Below are 21,716 nucleotides of genomic sequence, written 5' to 3' on the forward strand. Positions count from 1 at the left end.
CGGGCCGCTCACTGGCCGTCATGCGGCCCGTTTCCGAAATGCAGCGCAGTGCGGATTGCCTCGGCCCTGTTATGCGCCTGCCGATCGCTGTGTTGCGGTGGGGCCTTGGGGTCATCTTTGACAATGGCCAGGTGCTTGCAACGCTCGTAAATCGCCAAAGCCACGCCACCAATTGCGATGGCACCGATCAGATACATCAACCATTCCATGCCCCCAAAGTGGGGCAGCCCCCCCGGTTTTTCAAGTGCGGAGCCTTGCCATGCTGAATATCCACTGTCCATGCTGCGGTGTTACCGCGGAAGAAACCGAATTCCATGCCCATGGCGAAGCGCATCTGAAGCGCTTTGGCCCGGGGTCAACCGACGATCAATTCGAATCCTATCTGTTCATGCGCAAGAACCCCAAAGGGGTGCATTTTGAACGCTGGCGTCACCAGAACGGCTGCGGCAAGTGGTTCCACGTGGCCCGCTGCACGATGACCCTCGAAGTTTTCGGCAGCTACTCGGCGCAAACCTATGTGCCACCTCAGGACATCATCGACAAAATCCAGCACCGCCGTCCGGATTGGTCAGCAGAGGCACCCGCACCATGAACTGCCCCCTCTTTTTGGCCTTAAATACTGTCTGCACTCACCTCCTGCGCAAAGGGAATCGAACATGAGTACCCGTCTCGCAACACCCGGTCGTCTCACCGACCAAAGCAAACCGCTGAATTTCAGCTTCAACGGCAAAACCATGCGCGGCTACGCGGGGGACACGCTGGCTTCGGCGCTGCTCGCCAATGACCAGATGCTGGTGGGGCGTTCGTTCAAATACCACCGTCCGCGCGGCATCGTGGCCTCTGGTCCGGAAGAGCCCAACGCGTTGGTGAACCTTGGCGAGGAAGGCCGGTTCGAACCGAACCAGCGGGTCACCACAACCGAGCTGTTCGAGGGCCTCACGGCGGCAAGCCAGAACCACTGGCCAACGCTGGAGTTCGACGTTGGTGCGATCAATAAACACCTCAGCCGCTTCCTGCCGGCAGGCTTTTATTACAAGATGTTCATGTATCCGCGCGCTTTCTGGAAGCATGTCTATGAGCCGGTGATCCGCCATTCCGCTGGTCTGGGCAAAGCCCCCAAGGCCCGCGATGAAGACACCTATGAACATTTCTATTCCTTCTGCGATGTTCTGGTTGTGGGGGGCGGTGTTGCCGGATTGCAGGCGGCGCTGACCGCTGCGCGTGCCGGTGCCCGGGTGATCCTGTTTGAACAAAGCGACCATTGGGGCGGGCGCGCGCCGGTTGACGGCGGCATCATCAATGGCGGCCCTGTGGATCAATACGTCGAGGAAACCCTTGCGGCGTTGAAGTCTATGGACAACGTCGAAATGCGACTGCGCATCATGGGGGCGGGGGTCTATGATCACGGCTATGCCCTTGGCTATGAGCGTCTGAGCGACCACACCCCCGGGGCCGCAGGTCCGCGTCACCGTCTGTGGCGGGTGCGCGCCGCGCAGATCATCACCGCAACCGGCGCGATTGAACGCCCGCTTAGCTTTGCAGGCAACGACATTCCTGGTGTCATGCTGGCCTCTGCTGTGCGCGATTATGTGGTGAACTACGGGGTTTCCATCGGGGACCGCACGGTCGTGGTGACCAATAACGACAATGCCTATCTCACGGCGATTGCCCTGAAACATGCAGGGCTGGATGTGCCGGTTATTCTGGACGCCCGTGTGTTGCCAGAGGACCGCGGACTGGTGGAACAAGCCAAGGCGCTTGGCATCCGGGTGATGATGGGCCACGCCATTTCCTCTGTGAAGGGGGGCAAACGTGTCACCGGTGTCAATATCTGTGCCCAAGCCGGTGAAGGCGCGGTATTGGAAGAGATCGCCTGCGACGCAGTGGCGATGTCGGGCGGCTGGTCTCCGGTTGTTCACCTGTGGTCTCATTGCGGTGGTAAGCTGCGTTGGGATACCACCCACGCCTGTTTCTCGCCCGACGTAGACAACCCGCCAAAAGGCGCTGACGGCATGGGTTTTGTCACCCCTGCGGGTGCGGCTTCTGGTATGTTTGCGCTGGATGACGTGCTGCATGATGCCCATGCGGCCGCTGAAGGTGTGGTTACCTGTCTGGACATGAAACTGCCCAAGGGGGTAAGCGCCCCGGTCGCCGAACGGCGCGAGGAATCGCCGATGGCGGCGGTCTGGATGATGCCTCAGGGGGCAAGCGCCAAGCTGCGCGAAAAGAGCTGGCTGGACTATCAGAACGACGTCAAGGTTTCCGATGTGCGTCTGGCAGCACAAGAAGGTTTCGTCAGCGTCGAACACGCCAAACGGTATACCACCCTTGGCATGGCGACCGATCAGGGTAAGTTGAGCAACATCAACGGCTTGGCCACATTGGCCGGTGCCATGGACAAGGATATTCCATCCGTCGGCACCACCACATTCCGCCCGCCTTACCACCCGATTTCGCTGGCTTCGATTGCCGGCGAAGCCAAGGATCACGTGTTCCAGCCGATCCGGCGTACGCCTTTGCAGGACTGGCATGATGCCAACGGGGCAGAATACGAACCCGTCGGCCATTGGCGCAGGCCCTATGCGTTCAAGCGTGGCTCGGAGACCACACATGACGCGGTAATGCGAGAAGTCACAAACACCCGCGAGAAACTGGGGCTGTTGGATGCCTCGACCTTGGGCAAGCTGATTGTCAAAGGCCCGGACGCGGGGAAGTTCCTCGATATGATGTACACCAACATGATGTCGACGCTGAAGCCGGGAAAGTGCCGCTATGGTTTGATGTGTAATGAAAACGGTTTCCTGATCGACGACGGTGTTGTTGCCCGGATCGATGAGGACACATGGCTGTGCCACACCACCACCGGCGGTGCCGAAACCATTCACGCCCATATGGAAGAATGGTTGCAGACCGAATGGTGGGACTGGCAGGTCTATGTCGCCAATGTCACCGAGCAATACGCACAGGTTGCCGTTGTTGGTCCGAATGCACGCAAGGCGCTGGAAAAACTGGGCGGCATGGATGTCTCGAAAGAGGCGCTTGGCTTTATGGAATGGGTCGATGGCACCCTTGGCGGGTTTAACGTGCGGATTTACCGGATCTCGTTCTCCGGTGAACTCAGCTATGAAATTGCGGTTGATGCCAGCCACGGGCGGGCCTTCTGGGATGCGCTGATGGCTGTCGGTGCGGACTTGGGCGCAATGCCTTACGGCACTGAATGTCTGCACATTCTGCGGGCCGAGAAGGGTTTTATCATGATCGGGGACGAAACCGACGGCACCGTGATCCCGCAGGATCTGGGGTTGGGCTGGGCGATCTCGAAAAAGAAAGAGGATTATCTGGGCAAGCGTGCGCAAGAGCGTTCGCATATGACCGATCCGAACCGCTGGAAACTGGTGGGGCTGGAAACCGTGGATGGTTCAACCTTGCCGGACGGGGCCTATGCGGTGGCCGAAGGCACCAATGAAAATGGCCAGCGCAATACGCAAGGGCGGGTAACCTCGACCTATCATTCGCCGACGCTGGGCAAAGGCATTGCGATGGGGCTGATCCACAACGGACCCGACCGTATGGGAGAGGTCGTGACCTTCCCGGGGACTGACGGAAAGGATTATAAGGCCAAGATCGTGAATCCGGTCTTTTATGATGCGGACGGGGAGAAGCAGAATGTCTGAGCCAATGACCGCCCTTAAAGGGGCCAGCGATACATCCGGCATTGCCACGGTTACCGAATTGGGGCCGCGCGGCATGATCACCCTGCGGGGCGACCTGACGGCAAAACCTGTGGTCAAAGCAGCTGTGGCGGCGGGTGGGGTGACCCTGCCAGAACGGGGGCATTGCGCCACCGAAGGCAAAGGCGGCATCGCATGGATGTCACCGGACGAACTGTTGATCCTGTGCGACTACGCCACAGTTTCCGACCGGATCGCCGATCTGCACAGCAAACTGGCCAAACATCATGCATTGGCGGTCAACGTCTCTGACGCGCGTGCGGTGTTTCAGGTCACCGGCCCATATGCCCGCGAGGTGATCGCCAAGCTGGCACCGGTCGATATGCACCCGGACCAGTTCAACGGCACCATGTTCCGCCGCACGCGGATCGCGCAGGTACCTGCGGCGTTCTGGATGCCCGACGGTGACACGGTCCAGATCATCTGTTTCCGCTCCGTTGCGCAATACGTCTTTGACGTGTTGAACATGGCGGCACAGGACGGCTCGGAAGTGGGCGTATTTTAATCAATTCGCGGGTGGGGGAACTGGTCCTGCACCCGCGTTGCCGCCTAATGTAGCTTGCCGGATACCCGCAGCCTGCTAGGCTTGCCCACATTACGATGTGGAGCCATTTCAATGACACGTTTTTGTTTATGCGGCATGGCGCTGGCCGTCTTGCCGATTCAGGCGCTTAGCGGGACTTACGCCTGTACAGCCGAGGACCGCGGTTCCGGCGGATGGGTTGCCGAACAGATTTTCGTCCAGATTGATCGGCAGGCCGGCAGCGCCTCTGCTTACGATACGTTTATCAATCAACGTCACAATGGGCCTATCGCCGTAACGCTTGAGCAAAACAGCGCGACAGTGTTCACATTGGGCTGGAAGCTGCGCAATGTGGAAACCAAAGAGGGCGGTTCCAATGTGCTGAGCCAAAGCCTGCTCTTGGACACCGAGACGGGACGTTTCGCAGTTAAGGGACGGCTTCACGGATATAATAATGTGATCAGCGGCAACGGCTCCTGCCAGCTGATGGATTGACGGGGCGCATAGTTCTTATGAGAAATTTTCTGACTGCCCTGATGCTGGGCCTGCCGTCATTGGCATTGTCCGCTCCGGGGTATCTATATGAATGCGACATGCATGACATTGAACGGGCGCGCGGCTGGGTCTCTCCCAAAATCGCCATCATCCTGCCAGCAACTGGCGGGGTCACCATTGTCGATGCCCTGACCATGACTTTTGCCTCTGAACCGGTTCAGGGAACGGTCCTGCGTGACAATGACCGGCGGCTGATCGTGAAATGGACCTTGCGCAATGTGCGGGCGGATTCGGGGCGCAGCTTTGCAAATTTTGATTATCGCGTTTCAATTGCCAAATCTTCGGGGCAAATGGAATTGACAGCAGGGCCGCGCACCTTTGATGCCGGTCTGCGCGGTGTGGGCACCTGTATCAAGCGCTCACAATAAGATGAAACCGCGCTGCAATGTGTTGCGAAAAACTTGCATCACCTGACACTCGCTGAAATCAAAGATATCAACGCCTTGGGTAAAGCTCATTGTATCACGCTTCCGTCGAACTGCGTTAATTGGCAGGTTTCCCGCGGGCTGACCTTGACGAACCCCCCTTGCGCCCTTCATTTGAGGGCAAGGATTTAAACTTCAAGGAGGCCCAGAAATGGCTTTTGAACTTCCCGATCTTCCCTATGCCCACGACGCCCTTGCTGCCAAAGGCATGAGCGCCGAGACGCTGGAGTTTCACCACGACAAGCATCACAACGCCTATGTCACCAATGGTAACAAGGCGATTGAAGGCACTGAATGGGCTGGAAAATCTCTCGAAGAGATCATTAAGGGCACCTATGATGCCTCTGCCGTGGCGCAGAACGGCATTTTCAACAACATCAGCCAGCTGTGGAACCATAATCAGTTCTGGGAGATGATGGGCCCGGGCGATAATGCCATGCCGGGTGAACTGGAAAAGGCTATCGTCGAAAGCTTTGGTTCCGTCGACAAGATGAAAGACGAATTCAAAGCAGCCGGTGCCGGACAGTTCGGCTCAGGTTGGGCTTGGCTGGTCAAAGATACCGATGGCGGTTTGAAAGTCACCAAGACCGAAAACGGCGTGAACCCACTGTGCTTTGGCCAGACCACGCTTTTGGGTTGTGACGTCTGGGAGCATTCCTATTACATTGATTTCCGCAATGCGCGTCCGGACTACCTGTCGAACTTCCTCGACAACCTTGTGAACTGGGAAAACGTCGCATCACGTCTGTGACTATAAAACAGGCCGGTTGATCGGCCCCGTCTTTAATGGCGGCGCGCTGAGATGGTTAAAACCACAAAGGGATGGGCCAAGCCCGTCATCGTGGCATCACTGTCCCAACCCAAAGAACCCCGCAGCATTTCCGCTGTGGGGTTTTTCTTTGGAACCACCTCGCCTTGTCCCGGTTTTTCTATCGAAGCAACCGACGAACAAGGAGGCCGACATGACCAAGACACATGGTATCGAAAAAGCCGACAAGGACAGCGAAGCGCTGGCATCCGGGCCGGCTGGTGCATCCCAGCAAGGGCGGGCAGGGGGTAACCTGCAACGCGACATCGCCACTCAGGACGCGTTAAAACGCGCCGGCGAACAATTCGCAGGCATTACCCGCGTCACCGGTGAAAGCAAACGCAACCACGGAGAAAGCGCATGACCAAGTTGAAGAATGGCACATGGGTCTTGATCGCTGACGGCGAGAAAGCCCTGTTTCTGGAAAATCGGACCGACGGAGAAGATCCGTTTTTGGAAGTGTTCCGCGAAGAACAGCAGGAAAACCCGCCCAACCGCGCGCAGGCGGCCAATCGGCCCGGACGTTTTAACGATGGTCCATCTGTACACCGCTCCGCAGTTGATGACACCGACTGGCACCAATTGGCGAAAGACCGGTTCGCTGCCGAGCTGGCGGATATCCTGTATAAAAAGGTCCACGCCGGCGCTTTCGATGACATCGTGCTGGTCGCCCCGCCCGGCACCTTGGGAGAGTTACGCACGCAGTTGCACCAAGAGGTTAAAGGCAAGGTGATCGGCGAGATCGACAAAACGCTGACCAACCACGCGCTTGAAGACATCGAAAAGATCGTGGTGAAGGAGCTTCAGGCGGCATAAGTCTGGCAATTTATGTGGCGAATTTGCCACATAGGTCCATCCCAAGATAATAGCCTTTCGCCCCCTCTGTCAGGGCGGGAGGCGGTTTAGAAATATTCCCGGCATTTCACTCTTGGCGCGCCGACCCTTTGCCGAGGTTGGTGTTGGGAGGCTGTGTTGTCGCCCCTGAATGCCCGTTTTTTCGAACACTCGCATGGGCCATCCTGTCGCGATGATGCGTTCGGTTATGAGGTCGGCTGCGAGGTAAAGGCCTTTTGCAGTCCCGACAGGCAATCCTGCGCTGAGTCGACCACAGTGATAAAGTCCAAAAGTGATGCATCGGCAAATCCGTTGTCGACGACATGCGTGATTGTATCCATCAACTTTGACCAATAACCATTTGTATTAATAACGTAAATCGGCTTGGCATGTAGGCCAAGCTGGCGCCAGGTCAGCACCTCAAACAGTTCGTCCAGTGATCCCGCGCCACCCGGCAAAACCACCACAGCGTCGCAGTTCATGAACATAACCTTTTTCCGTTCATGCATGGTTTCCGTCACCACATAGCGGGTCAAATCGGTCTTGCCGACCTCCCAGTCGACAAGGTGTTGGGGGATCACGCCAAAGGTATCTCCACCTGCCGCTTGAACGCTGCGCGCCACCGTGCCCATCAGCCCGACATCCCCTGCGCCATAAACCAGCCGTAACTCGGCGGCTGCGATACCCTTGCCCAGTTCCTCGGCATCACGGGCATAAGCGGGGTCGTTACCGGCGCGGGAACCGCAGAAAACGCAGACAGATTTTTGAGACATGACGCGGGCCTTCCGGTTAATAAATTGTGCAGCAGCGCGGGACGTGTTTTGATCTCTGTTAGCCTGCTTGTGGGCGGGGCTCAACCTTTCGGGATGGTGTGACATGGGCAAATTTTTTGCGAAGTTCGGCGGCGCGTCGTGCGGGGCGTTGGCAGCTTTGGTAGCGGGCGGATTGATTGTTGCGGGCTATCTCGTGCAATCCGCGCGCAACGGCGTGGATACCGCCCCGCAGACTGTTGCAATTGCCGATCTGCCGGTCGCCGTGGAACCAGAAGGGACAGCAGCAGAATCCGTGGCAAAGGCAGGCACACCACAAACCATATCCGCATCGCAAGAGCCGCAGGCCGATCCTGCGGCACCGGTCTTTGACGAGGTGCGCCGTGCCGGCGACGGTGTGACGGTGATCGCAGGGCGTGCCATGCCCGATGCTCAGGTCGATATCCTGCAAAACGGGGATGTGATTGCCAGCACCAAGGCGGACGGCGCGGGAAAATTCGCCACCCTTGCAAAAGTTCCACCGGACGGGCGCGGCCATGTCCTAAGCCTGACGGCAGAGGTGAACGGGCAAGCGGTCCCTTCAGCGGATGAGATTATTCTGGCACCGACCCTTCCGTCCGCCTCGGTCGCCGAACAGCTGGCTCCATCCGACACGGCTGCGGTGGAGGGTGACAATAGCACCGCGTCCGTTTCGGCGCAGGCAGAGACGGAGACCGAGATGGACACGGCTGCGGTTGAGGTGGCACCTTCAGATAACGCACCGGCAGTTGAAAACGCGCAAGCGGCTGATGCCAAAACGCCAGAGATTGTGACCGCATCCTCTGACCCGGCGACCAACAGCCCCAAACCTCCAGCATCTGGTGACGCCCCCCAGGATAACGATAGGGTCGCACCGGCGCAGGTCGACAGCACAACGGATACCGCGCGCGCAACTGATGCGACAAAGCCGGCAACAGTGGCAGTGTTAAAATCCACTGCCGCAGGTGTTGAATTGCTGAACACGCCAAAACCTGAGGCGATGACAACCGTTGCCCTCGACACCATCAGCTATTCCGAGGGAGGAGAGGTGGAACTGGCAGGGCGCGCCCAGAACGAGACGGCCTCGGTCCGGGTCTATCTGGACAACCGGTCTGTGGTTAGCCTGCCGGTGGATGACAAAGGCCGCTGGCGCGGAGCCTTGCCGGACGTGGACGCAGGCATTTACACGCTGCGGGTGGATGAGGTTTCGCAAGTGGGCAAGGTGACCAGCCGCGTTGAGACGCCATTTAAACGCGAATCCGCTGAGGTACTTTTGGCAGCTGCGCCCAAGGACAACAGCCCGATTTCTGCCATTACCGTGCAAGAGGGCGCAACACTTTGGGCCATTGCCCGCGACCGCTATGGAGATGGGGCGCTCTATGTGCGGGTGTTCGAGGCCAACACCAAGGCCATCCGCGACCCCGATCTGATTTATCCGGGGCAGGTTTTCGATCTGCCTGACTAGGGTCAGGCCATGATTTGGTCGAAATCAACACGGCGGCTGGCAACCGGTGCCGCCTAAGCCTATGTAAAGGGCAAAGAGACAGGAACCTCTATGCCCAGCGATACGACCTCAGCCATGCCTCACGCGACAGCCAAGCCACCGCAACAAAAACCCAACATCGAAGCGGAAGAACGCCAGTCCGGCTTTCTTGTGCTGCGCAAGGTCGCGCCCTATCTGTGGCCGGCGGATATGCCATGGGTCAAACGGCGCGTTGTATGGGCCATGGTGGCGCTGTTTGTGTCCAAGCTGGTATCGGTGATCACGCCGCTGTTTTACCGCGATGCGGTGGACGCGTTGGCCGGTGAAGGGGTGCCAATGGTGGCAATTGGTGCAATTGGCCTGACGGTGGCTTACGGGGTTGCCCGCCTGATGACGGTGGGGTTCCAGCAGCTACGCGATGCGATTTTTGCCCGTGTCGGCCAGCGCGCGCTGCGCATGTTGGCGCTTGAAACCTTTGAACATATTCACCGCCTCTCGATGCGCTATCACATCACCCGCAAGACCGGCGGGTTAAGCCGGATCATTGAGCGCGGGGTGAAAGGGGTGGAGTTTCTGCTGCGTTTCTTGCTGTTCAACATCGGGCCACTGATCCTTGAGCTGCTGATGATTGGGGCGGTGCTGACCTATTTGTTTGACTGGACCTACCTTTTGGTCGTGGCCGTGACGATTGCGCTTTATGTCTGGTTTACCTTTTCGGTCACGGAATGGCGCGTCAAGCAGCGCCGGCAGATGAACGCGGCGGATACGGATGCCAATCAAAAAGCCGTCGATAGCCTGTTGAATTATGAAACCGTGAAGTACTTTGGCGCAGAGGGCCGTGAGGCGGCACGTTATGATCGCGCGATGGCCGGATATGAAGACGCGGCAATCAAGACCAGCCTGTCACTGGCTTTTCTGAATTTTGGCCAGTCGCTGATCATCACCGCCGGTTTGGTGGCGGTGATGATCATGGCGGCGATCGGGGTGCAAAACGGCACGCTGAGCGTCGGGGATTTTGTCATGGTCAACGCCTATATGGTGCAGATCACTGTGCCGTTGAATTTCCTTGGCACGGTCTATCGCGAAATACGTCAGGCGCTGGTGGATATGGGACAGATGTTTGGCCTGCTGGAACAACCGGCCGAGATTTCCGACAAAGACGATGCGTCTGAGTTGGAGGTGACCGGCGGTCAGGTCACGCTGGAGAATGTACATTTTGGCTATGACGCCGAGCGGGCCATTTTGAAGGGGGTGACCCTTGAGGCGAAACCGGGCGAGACCGTGGCGATTGTGGGCTCGACCGGATCGGGAAAATCGACCATCGGGCGTTTGCTTTTCCGGTTTTATGATGTCGGCGCAGGAGCGTTGAAGATCGACGGTCAGGACCTGCGTGATGTGACCCAGCTCAGCCTGCACAAGGCGATTGGTGTGGTGCCGCAGGACACGGTCTTGTTCAATGATACCATTGGCTACAATATTGCCTATGGGCGTGCGGGGGCCAGTCAGGCCGAGATCGAGCAGGCCGCGCGGGATGCGCAAATCCACGATTTCATTGTGGGTCTGCCGGATGGTTATGATACGACGGTGGGGGAGCGCGGCCTCAAGCTGTCGGGGGGCGAAAAGCAGCGGGTCGGCATTGCACGCACCTTGCTGAAAGATCCGCCAATCCTGTTGCTGGACGAGGCAACCTCAGCACTGGATAGTGAAACAGAACATGAGATTCAGGATGCGTTGAACCGTGCAGGGCAGGGACGCACAGTGCTGACCATTGCCCACCGTTTAAGCACCATTGCGGATGCGGACCGGATTGTGGTGCTGGAACAAGGCCGGATTGTTGAGCAGGGCACCCATGAATATCTGTTGGCAAAAGACGGGCGGTATGCGCAGCTGTGGCACCGTCAGCAATCAGAGGATCAGGTATAGCCGGGGCGGATGATTTCATGACCCACAGACGCCAGCGTCGCCTGCGCGGCTGTGGGTGTTTTTGAGTTTATTGGCAAGATGAAGGGGAGGGCGCGCGCGTTTTCTAGGGTCAGGACCCTAGCATCGGGTGGTTTTCGCTGACCGCGTTTCAAGTAAAACGTGAATCACCTGTTCGCACCCTTTTCCCTTTGCTCGAATGGGAAAAGGGTGCGTGATGTTTCAGCTTAAACTCGATAAGCTTTAGTCCTGAGCAATCGCCTTTGATGTCAGTTTATCCATCGCCGCGGTCATTGTCTGGACATAGGGGGCATCCGCCTGCAAGCCATGTGGGGCAAGTAAAGCCGCAGGCGCGTGGTAGGTGACATGGACCACCCCTTCGGCATCTGCATAGGCCAGCACCCGCAGCGGCAGATCAAGCCCTGCCGTCTGCGCGTCCAGCATTGCGGGTGCGCCAAACTTTGGATTGCCAAAAATCAACAACTCGGTCGGGCGCATCACCAGATCGACATCCATGGCCCCCGCCGAATGATCTATGCGAGCGAATACCGTAGCGCCGGCACCTTCCACGGCGGCAGCAAGCCGGTCAATGGTCACGGTGACGGAATGGGGGCTGACCTTGTGCATCAGATCGGCGGCATGGGCGGGGAGGGACATTATGGCTCCTGCGATGGCTGAGATTACGGTTTTGCGGATCATGGTGCGTTCCTTTGATAGAGTTTACTCACCCTAGCAAAAGCGCGGACAGAAGTGAGGGGGCAGGCCCCTCATTTCTGTTTGATCAGCGTTATTCAGCCGGTGCAGTGGACGGTGGTACAGCGCGTGTGGTTGTCGCGGACATATCGGCGTCCCAGATGATCTCTGCGGCCTTATTGCGCCGGGTATCGCGTTGCAGGGCCCAGTCGCGGGCAGCCTTGCTGGCTCGGCCCATCGACATCTTTGCCAAGAGCCGTGCAATCCAGCGGATATAGGTTGTCGCCCAGACCCGGATGGCCAGCATCGAGGGGGTGACCAACAGGGTCAGCACAGTCGCGATGCCAAGTCCAAACACCACTGCCGTCGCCAGCTGTTTCCACCACAGGGCGGTCGGGCTGTCGATGGTATAGCCACCTTCGGCAAAATCGAGGCTCAACCCGAACATCATCGGGGCCAGCCCTGCCATGGTGGTAATGGTGGTCAGCAAGACCGGGCGAATCCGGGCCTGTGCGGTGCGAATGATCGCTTCGATCCGCGGCATATAGCGTTCGTATTCCTGATAGGTGTCGATCAGGATAATGTTGTTGTTCACTACAATGCCGGCAAGGGCGACAATCCCGGTGCCTGTCATGATGATCGAGAACGTTTGTTCCATCACCAACATGCCGATCAACACCCCTGTCGTGGACAGCACCACAGCAAGCAGCACCAGTATGGAGTTGTAGAAGGAATTGAACTGGGCAAGCAGGATGATGAACATCAGCCCCAGTGCCGCGGTAAAGGCCGAACTGAGGAAGGCCTGTGATTCGGCCTGATCCTCTTGGTCGCCGGTCCATTCCGTTGTCACACCAAAGGGCAGGGGTTTTTCGTCGAGCCATTTTGTGATCTCGGCAATCCGCTCGTTTGGATTGATCGGCATCATCCGCAGGGTTCCGTCCTTGATCCCTGCAGCAAGGTCCAACCCACGTGCGTCTTCTGTTTGCTGGGTGATCTTGAATGCAGTCCCGTCAAGCGCGGTGATATCCGCGTCATTGCCAGCAGGGCGCAGGGTGGCCAGCGTCGTGTCCACGTCCACACCATCCACACGGGTGGTTTGCACAACCTTCATCAGCCCCGGTGCCACATCGGCTTTCACGTCGAGGTAGCGTTTCTGATCCACACGGTTAATTTCGGCCAGCTTGGGGACCGGGGTGCGGGTGATGAAATTGCTTAGCGGGATAAGCCCGTCTGCGGTGCGGACCTTGAGCGTGTCCAGCGTGCTGAGGACGCGGTCATCCTCGGGCAGGCGCACGCGGATTTCGATTTCCTCGTCTGAACTATCGACCCGCATTGTGTCCAGCAGCAGGCCACGGGTGACCAATTGCACCATTGCGCCCACGGTGATCACATCCGCGCCGTAGCGGCCCGCTTTCTCAACATCCACGTCGATCTGCCAATCGATGCCGGGCAGGGGGCGGGTGTCTTCGATCAAGGTCAGGCCAGGAACCTCTTCGAACTGTGCCCGTGCCTGCGCGGTCGCAGACATCAAATCGGCGAAACTGTCTGATTTGATCCGCAGGTGCACCGGTTTGCCAGAAGCGGGGCCCATCGCCAGGTTCAGGGTTTCGGTTCTGATCCCTGGCAATGCCGCGAGTTGTTCGCTCAGCTCTGCGATGATGACATCACCGTCATAGGCCGGATCCTGCGTGGTGCGGTTGATATCAAACCCAAGCAGCGGCACGGTAAGCAATGGCGTCACTTTTTCTGGCCGATCTTCCCACGGGATCGTCTCAAGCTGAATGCGTCCAATGGTGTCTTTTGGTGATTGCGCGCCGCCGGTGTTACTATCCAAGCCGCCCTCACCAGCAAAGGCAAATGCGGTCTGGATGCCGGGGTGTTGCAATACGATCTCTTCGGCCTGTTTCAGCAGATCATCCTTTTCGTCCAGCGACAGGTTGCCACGTGCCAAGACATAGACAATGGCCTGTTCCGGTTCGGATTCCACAAAGAACTCAACCCCCTTGGAGTTGTTGCCGAAAAAGATCATCACCGTGCCGACAAAGACAAAGACCACACCTGCCGTTACCAATGGCATTGCGGGATTGCCGACAAGTGCGGCCATCACCCGGCCAAAGCCGTTGCGCCTATAGCCTGCCTCGATCCGGTCAGGCGTGGTGCGGAACAATTTCGAAGTCACCCAACGACCACCACGTCCGGCCCGGGTGAATACGCCGAAAAAGGCCAACAGGGCCAACATCCCCCCCGCCAGACCGGTTGTGATCAGGGCGGCCAATGCGACCACGCAAATGAAAACAGTGGCAAACGTCGGGATCACCGAGCCCAGCACGTTCAGCCCGTCCATGGCGGCAAACTGTGCCGAGATAACACCGAACAGCGGTGGCATCAGCGACATCGGCAGCATGACCATTGCAATGGCGACTGGAAACAGCAGCAGGTGCAAGAACCAGCGCAGACCGGCAATCGCCTCCATGTTGTCAGCCATCCAGCGTTCGAGCCGGCCCGTGACCCCGCCCATGACCGGCAAATAGATCAGCGCCACCACCAGCGATGCCGACAGAACGAAGATCAGGGTGACAGGCAGCATACCCATGAATTGCCCCGGTACACCCGGCCAGAACAGCATTGGCAAAAAGGCACAAAGCGTCGTCGCCGTGGACGAGATAATCGGCCAGAACATGCGCTTGGCCGCTTCTGTATAGGCCTGCATCGGGCCGTCACCCTGTTGTTGGCGGGCATCGGCGTATTCAACCACCACGATCGCGCCATCAACCAACATGCCCACGGCCAAAATCAGACCGAACATGACAATGTTGGACACGGAAATGCCCATCAGGGCGAGGAAGGCAAAACACAACAGGAAGGATGTCGGAATGGCAAAGCCGACCAGCAAAGCGGCGCGGATACCAAGGGCGGCCAGAACCACGATCATCACCAGAGCAATGGCGGTAAAGACAGAGCCCAACAGCTGCTGCACCATGGAGTCCACGATCCGGCTTTGGTCATTTGACGTGCCAACGGTCACCGCCGCCTGCAAACCGTCTGGCCAATTGGCAGAGCGTTCCTCGACGATCTCTTTCACCTGTTTCGAGGTATCGATCAGGTTGTATCCTTTGCGTTTCACCACCTGAAGGGCGAGCGTCTTTTCGCCATTAAAACGCGCCGTGCCTTTGCGGTCTTCGAAGGTCAGGTTGATCTGGGCCAGATCACCCAAGGTCACCACTCGATCTCCGTTGGTCTTGACCGGCAGGGCATACACATCGCGGGGCTCGTTAAAGGACGACGGGATTTTCACCGCAAAGGCCCCTTGGGAGTTCTCGATTTCACCTGCCGCGATCAGCTGGTTGTTGTTCTGAACAACATTGATTAATTCGCCCGCTGTGACGTTGTAGGCTTCCAGCCGCAACGGATCGATGATCACTTCCAGCATCTCGTCACGGTCCCCCGCAAGCCCGGCCTCAAGCACGGAATCCAGCCCTTCAAGGTCGTCCTGCAAATCACGCGCCACACGTGCCATTGTACGTTCTGGCACTGGGCCGGTCAGGTTCACGATGATGATGGGAAACTCGGAAAAGTTGATCTCGTTGATCGAGTACTTTTCATAACCGTCGGGAAACAGGTTCTCGGCGGTCGACATCGAGTCGCGCACATCCGCCATGATTTTTGTTTTGTCCCAGCCGAATTCGAACTCCAGCGCCACACCGGCATAGTTTTCTGCGGCTGTGCTGGACATCTTTTTCAGCCCGTCCAGATCGGACAGTTCTGTTTCCATCGGTTTGACCAACAGGGTTTCACTGTCGGCTGCCGAAATGCCCGGGAATTGCACCGAGACAAACAGAGCCGGAATTTCGATGTCCGGTTCGCCCTCTTTGGGCAGAGTGGAATAGGCATATCCGCCAACGACAAGGCTGAGCAGGATAAACGCGACAACCATGCGGGCCCGCGATGCGGCCCAATCAACGATACCAGTCACTGTGACACCTCTGCCCATGTCGGCGCTACGGTTACCCCTGCGGTGACGTATTCCTGTCCGACGACAATCACATCCGCTGTTTCCGGCAGGCCGGTGACCCAGACCCCCTTGGCAGTGTCGCGCATGATGTCCACTGGTGCAAAGGCGACGACCGCCTCTGCATCAACCAGCCGAACCCCAAGGTTGCCCTCATCGTTCAGGGTCAAGGCTGATTGTGGTATCAGATGCGCCTTTACCCCGGCAGATGCGATGATGATTTCGACGGTCTGTCCGTCACGGATGCTTAGATCGGCGTTCGGGACTTCGATTTCGACGCGGAAGGTGCGGGTTTGCGTATCAGCCGAGCGCGACAGGAAGGTCACATCACCAACGACCTCGCGCCCGCCTGCGGCCAGTCGCGCCCCTGCCTGCGCGCCCAGTTTGACGCGGTTTACCTCTGTTTCGGGGACAAATCCGATCAGTTTGATCGGATCAAGCTGGATCACGGTGGCACACAGGGCACCGGGCTGCAAAAGGCTGCCCAACTCTGCCGTGTCACTTTCCAGCAGGCCGCTGAAGGGGGCCGCGATAACCAGACGTTCGATTTCTTTTTCGGCTTTGGCGACTGAAGCGGTTGCTGCTTCGATGCCGGAACGGGCAGCGGAGAGGCCGGCGGTGGCGCTGGTTACACCGGCTTTGGCGGCGGCAGTTGCAGCATCTGCACCGGCGACGCGTGTCTGGGATGCAAACCCGTCTTTGCCCAACCGGGAGGCTGCATTTTGGTTGATCTCTGCCTCCTGCAAGCGCGCGCGTGCCTCTTCAACGCGGGCTTCGGCCTCCGGGATGCGGGACTGTGCTTCGGCGAGGCGGGCGCGGGCCTCGTCCAGACCGGCACCCCGGGTGCCCGGATCCAGCACACACATGGCGTCACCAGCTTCGACCCTTGCGCCCTTGCGCAGCGGTTCAGAGGTCACAATTGCCGAGGTTTCAGAGCGTACATCAACCTGGCGTGCCGCCTGGGTCTCGCCGCGCAGGATAACCGCACTGTCGACTTCCTGCCCCTGAACCTTGCGCACCATGACTTTGACCCGCTTTTCCAGTGCAGTATCGGGTTCTGGGCTAGCCGCCCCCTCTGCAGTCACGTCTGCGGCATCGGCCTCTGTTTGTGGGCCGGAGAACATCGCCGCAAGTTGTGGGCGCGCCAGAATGGACATCGCCAGAATAATGGTGAGTGCCACGGCGGCCAAGATTGAAAATAAGCGCATGAGGATCCCTCTGGTCACATCTGGCGGGCACCTTACCCGACGTCGTTTGGTGTTATGTAGTACAAGATAAATGAACTAACTAGTTTAGATTTGAAATTTTTTGCCCGACAGGTTTTCTTTGGCTGGCGTGTACAACAGGCGGCACGAGGTCCGGCAGATGCCAGCAGGACTTGGCTTGCCCGCCAGCACAGGATAAGAGAGGCCAAACACAGGGATACGGGGCGCAATTCATGAGCAGCACAGACGGTTTTGTCGAAGAGGTAAACGAAGAGGTCCGTCGTGACCGTCTTTACGGCCTTTTGCGCCGTTATGGCTGGATCGCGGTTCTGGTGATTGTCGCGATTGTCGGCGGTGCGGCGTATTCTGAATACACCAAAGCGCAGGAACGCGCCCGGGCCGAACGGCTGGGGGATGCCATGTTAGGTGCCCTGTCTATGGATGATCGCGCTGAGCGGGTGTCGGCGTTGGAGGCCATCGAGGCATCCACTCCCACGTCCTCTGCGGTGCTGAGCATGATGAAAGCGACGGAACAAGTTGAGGCTGGCGATACCGCTGCGGCTGTCGAGACCCTGAACGCGCTGGCCATTGATGGCGCGGTGCCACAGATTTACCGCCAGATTGCAGCCTTCAAGGCGATAACCCTGCAAGGCAGGGATTTGCCGGTAGCTGAGCGCCGGCAAGCCTTTGAAGGCTTGGCGCAACCGGGCAACGTCCTGCGTTTGCTGGCCGAAGAGCAGCTGGCGCTGATCGACATTGAAACCGGTGACACGGCGGCGGCAATTGCGGCCTATCAGGCCATTGTTGACGACGCCGAGGTGAGCGCGGACTTGCAACAACGCGCCCTACAGGTAATTGTGGCTCTGGGCGGCGAACCAGTGGTGCCAAATTCAGCGGATTTGAGCCAAAACGGTGGTGTCATTCAAGGCAACTAATCGACGACCTCAGCGGCGGCCAATGCCGGAGGTAAAAGAGCGAGTAAGAATTAAAGTGAGCAGGGCCATGACAAATTCGACAGTGTTCGGGACGGTTTCGGGCAAAGCAAAACTCTGGGGATTGCCAGTGTTGGCGGCAACTCTGGCGCTTGGGGCCTGCAACGAACGCGAAGATTATCTGCCTGGCCCACGCGAGGATGTCAGTGCGGTATTGCAGAACCCTGAGCTTGTCGCTGCTGATGTTGATTTGGGCGCGCGAGAAAACACCAGCCGCCCGATTTCCTTGGGCGCAGCCAAAAGCAACGCCAGCTGGACCCACAGCACGGGCACCGCGAAATACCGAACATCCCACCCCGCGATGCGCAGTGCGCCGCAACTGGCGTGGTCTGCGGACATCGGAGACGGCGACAGCCGCCGTTATCGTATCACGGCCGATCCTGTGGTGGATGCGGGACGTATTTTTACCTTGGATGCGGGGGCACAGGTTTCCGCCACTTCGGCCTCCGGGGCCACGCTGTGGACTCGTGATCTGACACCGGCAAGTGACAAGCAGGGGCAGGGATCAGGCGGTGGTCTGGCTGTGCAGGGGGATACCCTTTATGTTTCGATCGGATACGGTGTGCTGGCGGCGCTGGATGTGGAAACTGGCGGCGTGCGCTGGACGCAGGATCTTGATGCCTCCGGTTCGGGCGTGCCTACGGTCTATGGCGATCTGGTTTATCTTACAGCGGGTGACGATACCGGATGGGCGCTGAACAAGACCGATGGCCGGATCGAATGGCAGACCAGCGGCAGCACCAGTATGAACAACGTGTTGGGCACACCCGCGCCGGTTTTGACCGACCAGCTGGCAATTTTTTCCTTTGGGTCTGGCGAACTTCAGGCGGTGTTCCGGCAAGGGGGATTGTCGCGCTGGACCTCTGCCGTATTGGGTAAACGCCCGGGGCGTGCGCTGTCTTCTATCTCTGACGTGACGTCAGGGCCTGTGATCTCTGGCGACCGCGTGTTCGTCGGCAACCAGTCGGGCCGTCTCTCTGCGCTGAACCTTGGCAGTGGCGAAAAAATCTGGACAGCCAGAGACGGTGCAATTGGGCCGGCCTGGCCAGCAGGCGACAGCATTTTTGTGATCTCCGATCTGAACGAACTTTTGCGCCTTGATGCCTCTGACGGTAGCCGAATCTGGGGCACACCACTGCCCAACTTTACCAAATCGCGTCCGAAACGTCAGTCCAGCGTCTTTGCACATCATGGTCCTATTGTGGCGGGGGGGCGTGTGATTGTCGCCTCGAATGATGGCATGTTGCGCAGCTTTGATCCGGTCAACGGCGCACTGGCAGGCAGTGTTGAAATTCCCGGTGGGGCGACCACTGCGCCGGTGGTGGTAGCTGGGACGCTTTACGTGGTTTCGCGTAAAGGCCAATTGCTTGCTTTCCGTTGAGCGCGAAATGGTCTAAAGGCCAAGCTTGATCCGGCCCTGCGCGATGTATTTTGGGCCGATGGAGCTGTGAAATGTCCTTTACCCTAGCCATCGTGGGCCGCCCGAATGTGGGCAAATCCACATTGTTCAACCGCCTTGTCGGCAAGCGCCTTGCCTTGGTCGACGACCAACCCGGTGTGACACGCGATCTGCGCGAAGGTGCTGCGCGGCTGGCTGATCTGCGCTTTACCGTTATTGATACCGCTGGTCTGGAAGAGGTCACCGATGACAGTCTTCAGGGCCGGATGCGCCGTCTGACGGAACGGGCGGTCGACATGGCCGATGTTTGCCTGTTCATGGTGGACGCCCGTGTCGGCATCACGCCTTCGGATCTGGTGTTCGCGGATATCCTGCGCAAACGCTCGGCAAATGTGATTCTCGCTGCCAACAAAGCGGAGGGCAAAGCGGGCGAAGCCGGCGCGCTTGAGGCCTATTCGCTGGGGCTGGGCGAGCCGATCAGCCTGTCCGCCGAACATGGCGAAGGTCTGAACGATCTTTATTCCATGTTGGTGCCGCTGGCGGATGCCCACGCCGAACGCGCAATCGAAGACGCGCCGGAAACCGATGTGGACCTGAGCGAAGACGACGAAGACGATCCCGACGCGGTGCCAGTGCCCACCAATGCCAAGCCTTTGCAGGTCGCGGTTGTGGGCCGTCCGAATGCGGGCAAATCGACTTTGATCAACCAGATTCTGGGCGAAGACCGCCTGCTGACCGGCCCCGAGGCGGGAATCACCCGTGATGCAATTTCCCTGCGCAAGGAATGGAACGGCGTGCCGATGCGTATCTTTGATACCGCGGGTATGCGCAAAAAGGCCAAGGTACAGGAAAAGCTGGAAAAACTTAGCGTTTCCGACGGTCTGCGTGCGGTGAAATTCGCCGAGGTGGTTGTTGTTTTGCTGGATGCGGAAATCCCGTTTGAACAGCAGGATTTGCGGATTGCCGATCTGGCAGAACGCGAAGGTCGTGCGGTGATCATCGCGGTGAACAAATGGGACATCGAGGAAGACCGTCAGGCCAAATTGAAGGGGCTGAAGGAGAGTTTTGAGCGGCTGTTGCCACAGTTGCGCGGTGCGCCACTGATTACGGTCAGTGCCAAAACGGGCAGGGGGCTGGACCGTTTACACGAAGCGATCATGCGGGCCTATGAAACATGGAATCGCCGCGTGACCACGGCCCAGCTGAACCGCTGGCTTGCCGGTATGATGGAGGCGCACCCGCCGCCCGCACCGCAGGGCAAACGTATCAAGCTGCGTTATATGACGCAGGCCAAGACCCGTCCGCCGGGGTTCGTGGTGATGTGCAGCCATCCTGACAAGGTGCCGGAAAGCTACTCGCGCTATCTGGTCAATAACCTGCGGCTGGATTTCGATATGCCCGGCACGCCGATCCGGTTGTGGATGCGGGGGCAGAATGAGTCGAACCCCTATAAGGGGCGCAAGAAAGCACCGCCAAGCAAGCTGCGCAAACATACGGACGGACGGCGCAAGGACTGAGGGGGAGCGGAAACTTTGAAAGTTTCCGACCGCTTTCTTACAAAGAAAGCGATCCGTTCCTACATCGCGCGAAAGGCCTTAAGCGTGGGCACCAGCAGGATCAGTGCGCCGCCGCCCGCCACATAGGCGACCAGTGGTGCGCTTTCCAAATTCTGCACCACCACGGCGACCAGCGCCCATATCACGGCAATGCCATAGGTAGGCGCGCGGGCCAGTGCGCTTTGCACAAAGCACCCGATGACAATAGCCAGACCGACAAACACCAGTGCGGCCGCGGTCTGGTTCAATACTCCATAGCCCGCGGTCAAAAGCCCCAGCGATACGCAGGCCGCTGCGGAGAGCCACCCGGCATAAAGCCCCACCGGCCACGCCGCCCAAACCTGATCGTCAACCGGGGCAAGGAACAGGGCGGCCAGTGCCGCCAGCAACATTACCCAAATCAACACGCTGGCCCAGATCGGGCTGGCCACAGCCACGGCGAGCCACCCCACACCGACCAACAGCGAAATTGCCAAAGGTTTGCGCATATCATGCCATTGCCCGTCGCGGTGCGCCTGAAACAGGCCCCAACCGGTTCCGAGGATCAACCAGCCATAGATCAATCCCCAGATGGCAAAAGCATAGCCCGCGGGTTGTACCGGCGGGTTTTCTTGGGGCACCGGGAACTGGTTGGGATCAAATCCTGCAAAATCTTCGATCACAAAAGGAGAGGCCGCAAAGAGCAGGCTCAGCAAAAAGCAGCCAAGAGCGAAGGCAAAGCGGGCATTGGCCATGTCATGTCCTTTGGTTCAAAATCTGTGTTTCAACCTAGAACGTTAGAACAGGATTTCAAAC

At 58.4% G+C, this 21,716-nt stretch carries 19 protein-coding genes; 13 read left to right on the forward strand and 6 right to left on the reverse strand.

Features of this window, described 5'->3' with window-relative positions:
• Positions 1–8: 8 nt before the first annotated feature.
• Entirely contained in the window at positions 9–209 is a 201-nt protein-coding gene (locus HKX44_RS02505; protein WP_276149729.1) for a hypothetical protein, read from the reverse strand.
• 50 nt (positions 210–259) lie between these two features.
• Here HKX44_RS02505 and HKX44_RS02510 point away from each other — a divergent pair, with 50 nt between their 5' ends.
• From HKX44_RS02510 to HKX44_RS02545, 8 genes are all read left to right on the forward strand, one after another.
• The gene (locus HKX44_RS02510) at positions 260–592 is read left to right on the forward strand and encodes a sarcosine oxidase subunit delta (RefSeq protein WP_276149730.1); all 333 of its coding nucleotides are present in this window, start codon (positions 260–262) and stop codon (positions 590–592) included.
• 64 nt (positions 593–656) lie between these two features.
• The gene (locus HKX44_RS02515) at positions 657–3,674 is read left to right on the forward strand and encodes a sarcosine oxidase subunit alpha family protein (RefSeq protein WP_276149731.1); all 3,018 of its coding nucleotides are present in this window, start codon (positions 657–659) and stop codon (positions 3,672–3,674) included.
• Complete coding sequence (locus tag HKX44_RS02520) at positions 3,667–4,236, forward strand: sarcosine oxidase subunit gamma family protein (protein WP_276149732.1); 570 nt, start codon at positions 3,667–3,669, stop codon at positions 4,234–4,236. The genes HKX44_RS02515 and HKX44_RS02520 overlap by 8 nt, the downstream gene beginning before the upstream one ends.
• A 111-nt stretch (positions 4,237–4,347) precedes the next feature.
• Positions 4,348–4,749 (forward strand): hypothetical protein, encoded by a 402-nt coding sequence (locus HKX44_RS02525; RefSeq protein WP_276149733.1) that lies wholly within the window; start codon positions 4,348–4,350, stop codon positions 4,747–4,749.
• 17 nt (positions 4,750–4,766) lie between these two features.
• A complete protein-coding gene (locus HKX44_RS02530; RefSeq protein ID WP_276149734.1) occupies positions 4,767–5,177 on the forward strand; it encodes a hypothetical protein in 411 nt (136 codons plus the stop codon).
• Between the two features lie 208 nt (positions 5,178–5,385).
• Positions 5,386–5,985: a superoxide dismutase gene (locus HKX44_RS02535; RefSeq protein ID WP_276149735.1), complete on the forward strand. Its 600-nt coding sequence runs from the start codon at positions 5,386–5,388 to the stop codon at positions 5,983–5,985.
• Positions 5,986–6,196: 211 nt separating this feature from the next.
• Positions 6,197–6,406, forward strand: coding sequence for a hypothetical protein (locus tag HKX44_RS02540; protein WP_276149736.1), 210 nt, complete (start codon positions 6,197–6,199; stop codon positions 6,404–6,406).
• A complete protein-coding gene (locus tag HKX44_RS02545; protein WP_276149737.1) occupies positions 6,403–6,858 on the forward strand; it encodes a host attachment family protein in 456 nt (151 codons plus the stop codon). The genes HKX44_RS02540 and HKX44_RS02545 overlap by 4 nt, the downstream gene beginning before the upstream one ends.
• A 224-nt stretch (positions 6,859–7,082) precedes the next feature.
• Here the strand turns inward: HKX44_RS02545 and HKX44_RS02550 are convergent, their stop codons facing one another.
• Positions 7,083–7,649: a TIGR00730 family Rossman fold protein gene (locus tag HKX44_RS02550; RefSeq protein WP_276149738.1), complete on the reverse strand. Its 567-nt coding sequence runs from the start codon at positions 7,647–7,649 to the stop codon at positions 7,083–7,085.
• A gap of 103 nt (positions 7,650–7,752) precedes the next feature.
• Here HKX44_RS02550 and HKX44_RS02555 point away from each other — a divergent pair, with 103 nt between their 5' ends.
• A complete protein-coding gene (locus tag HKX44_RS02555) occupies positions 7,753–9,129 on the forward strand; it encodes a LysM peptidoglycan-binding domain-containing protein (RefSeq protein ID WP_276149739.1) in 1,377 nt (458 codons plus the stop codon).
• A 114-nt stretch (positions 9,130–9,243) separates the two neighbouring features.
• On the forward strand, positions 9,244–11,070 hold the full coding sequence (locus HKX44_RS02560; RefSeq protein WP_276150783.1) for an ABC transporter ATP-binding protein/permease: 1,827 nt from the start codon (positions 9,244–9,246) through the stop codon (positions 11,068–11,070).
• Positions 11,071–11,310: 240 nt separating this feature from the next.
• Here HKX44_RS02560 and HKX44_RS02565 read toward each other — a convergent pair whose 3' ends face one another.
• The 3 genes from HKX44_RS02565 to HKX44_RS02575 all read right to left on the reverse strand — a co-directional run bounded on the left by HKX44_RS02565 (position 11,311) and on the right by HKX44_RS02575 (position 16,977).
• A complete protein-coding gene (locus HKX44_RS02565) occupies positions 11,311–11,766 on the reverse strand; it encodes a DUF302 domain-containing protein (protein ID WP_276149740.1) in 456 nt (151 codons plus the stop codon).
• A gap of 88 nt (positions 11,767–11,854) precedes the next feature.
• Positions 11,855–15,733 (reverse strand): efflux RND transporter permease subunit, encoded by a 3,879-nt coding sequence (locus HKX44_RS02570; RefSeq protein WP_276149741.1) that lies wholly within the window; start codon positions 15,731–15,733, stop codon positions 11,855–11,857.
• On the reverse strand, positions 15,730–16,977 hold the full coding sequence (locus tag HKX44_RS02575) for an efflux RND transporter periplasmic adaptor subunit (protein ID WP_276149742.1): 1,248 nt from the start codon (positions 16,975–16,977) through the stop codon (positions 15,730–15,732). Before HKX44_RS02575 ends, HKX44_RS02570 begins: the two co-directional genes overlap by 4 nt.
• 230 nt (positions 16,978–17,207) lie before the next feature.
• On the opposite strand from HKX44_RS02575, the gene HKX44_RS02580 reads away from it, so the two are divergent.
• From HKX44_RS02580 to der, 3 genes are all read left to right on the forward strand, one after another.
• The gene (locus tag HKX44_RS02580; RefSeq protein WP_276149743.1) at positions 17,208–17,909 is read left to right on the forward strand and encodes a tetratricopeptide repeat protein; all 702 of its coding nucleotides are present in this window, start codon (positions 17,208–17,210) and stop codon (positions 17,907–17,909) included.
• Positions 17,910–17,976: 67 nt separating this feature from the next.
• On the forward strand, positions 17,977–19,347 hold the full coding sequence (locus HKX44_RS02585) for a PQQ-like beta-propeller repeat protein (protein WP_276149744.1): 1,371 nt from the start codon (positions 17,977–17,979) through the stop codon (positions 19,345–19,347).
• A 71-nt stretch (positions 19,348–19,418) separates the two neighbouring features.
• A complete protein-coding gene (gene der, locus HKX44_RS02590) occupies positions 19,419–20,882 on the forward strand; it encodes a ribosome biogenesis GTPase Der (protein ID WP_276149745.1) in 1,464 nt (487 codons plus the stop codon).
• A gap of 59 nt (positions 20,883–20,941) precedes the next feature.
• On the opposite strand, the gene HKX44_RS02595 is transcribed toward der, so the two are convergent.
• Positions 20,942–21,655 (reverse strand): tryptophan-rich sensory protein, encoded by a 714-nt coding sequence (locus HKX44_RS02595; protein WP_276149746.1) that lies wholly within the window; start codon positions 21,653–21,655, stop codon positions 20,942–20,944.
• Positions 21,656–21,716 lie beyond the last annotated feature (61 nt).

Origin of the sequence: Sulfitobacter sp. M05, from assembly GCF_029285175.1 — a bacterium.
In the GTDB taxonomy this organism is placed as follows: Bacteria; Pseudomonadota; Alphaproteobacteria; order Rhodobacterales; family Rhodobacteraceae; genus Sulfitobacter.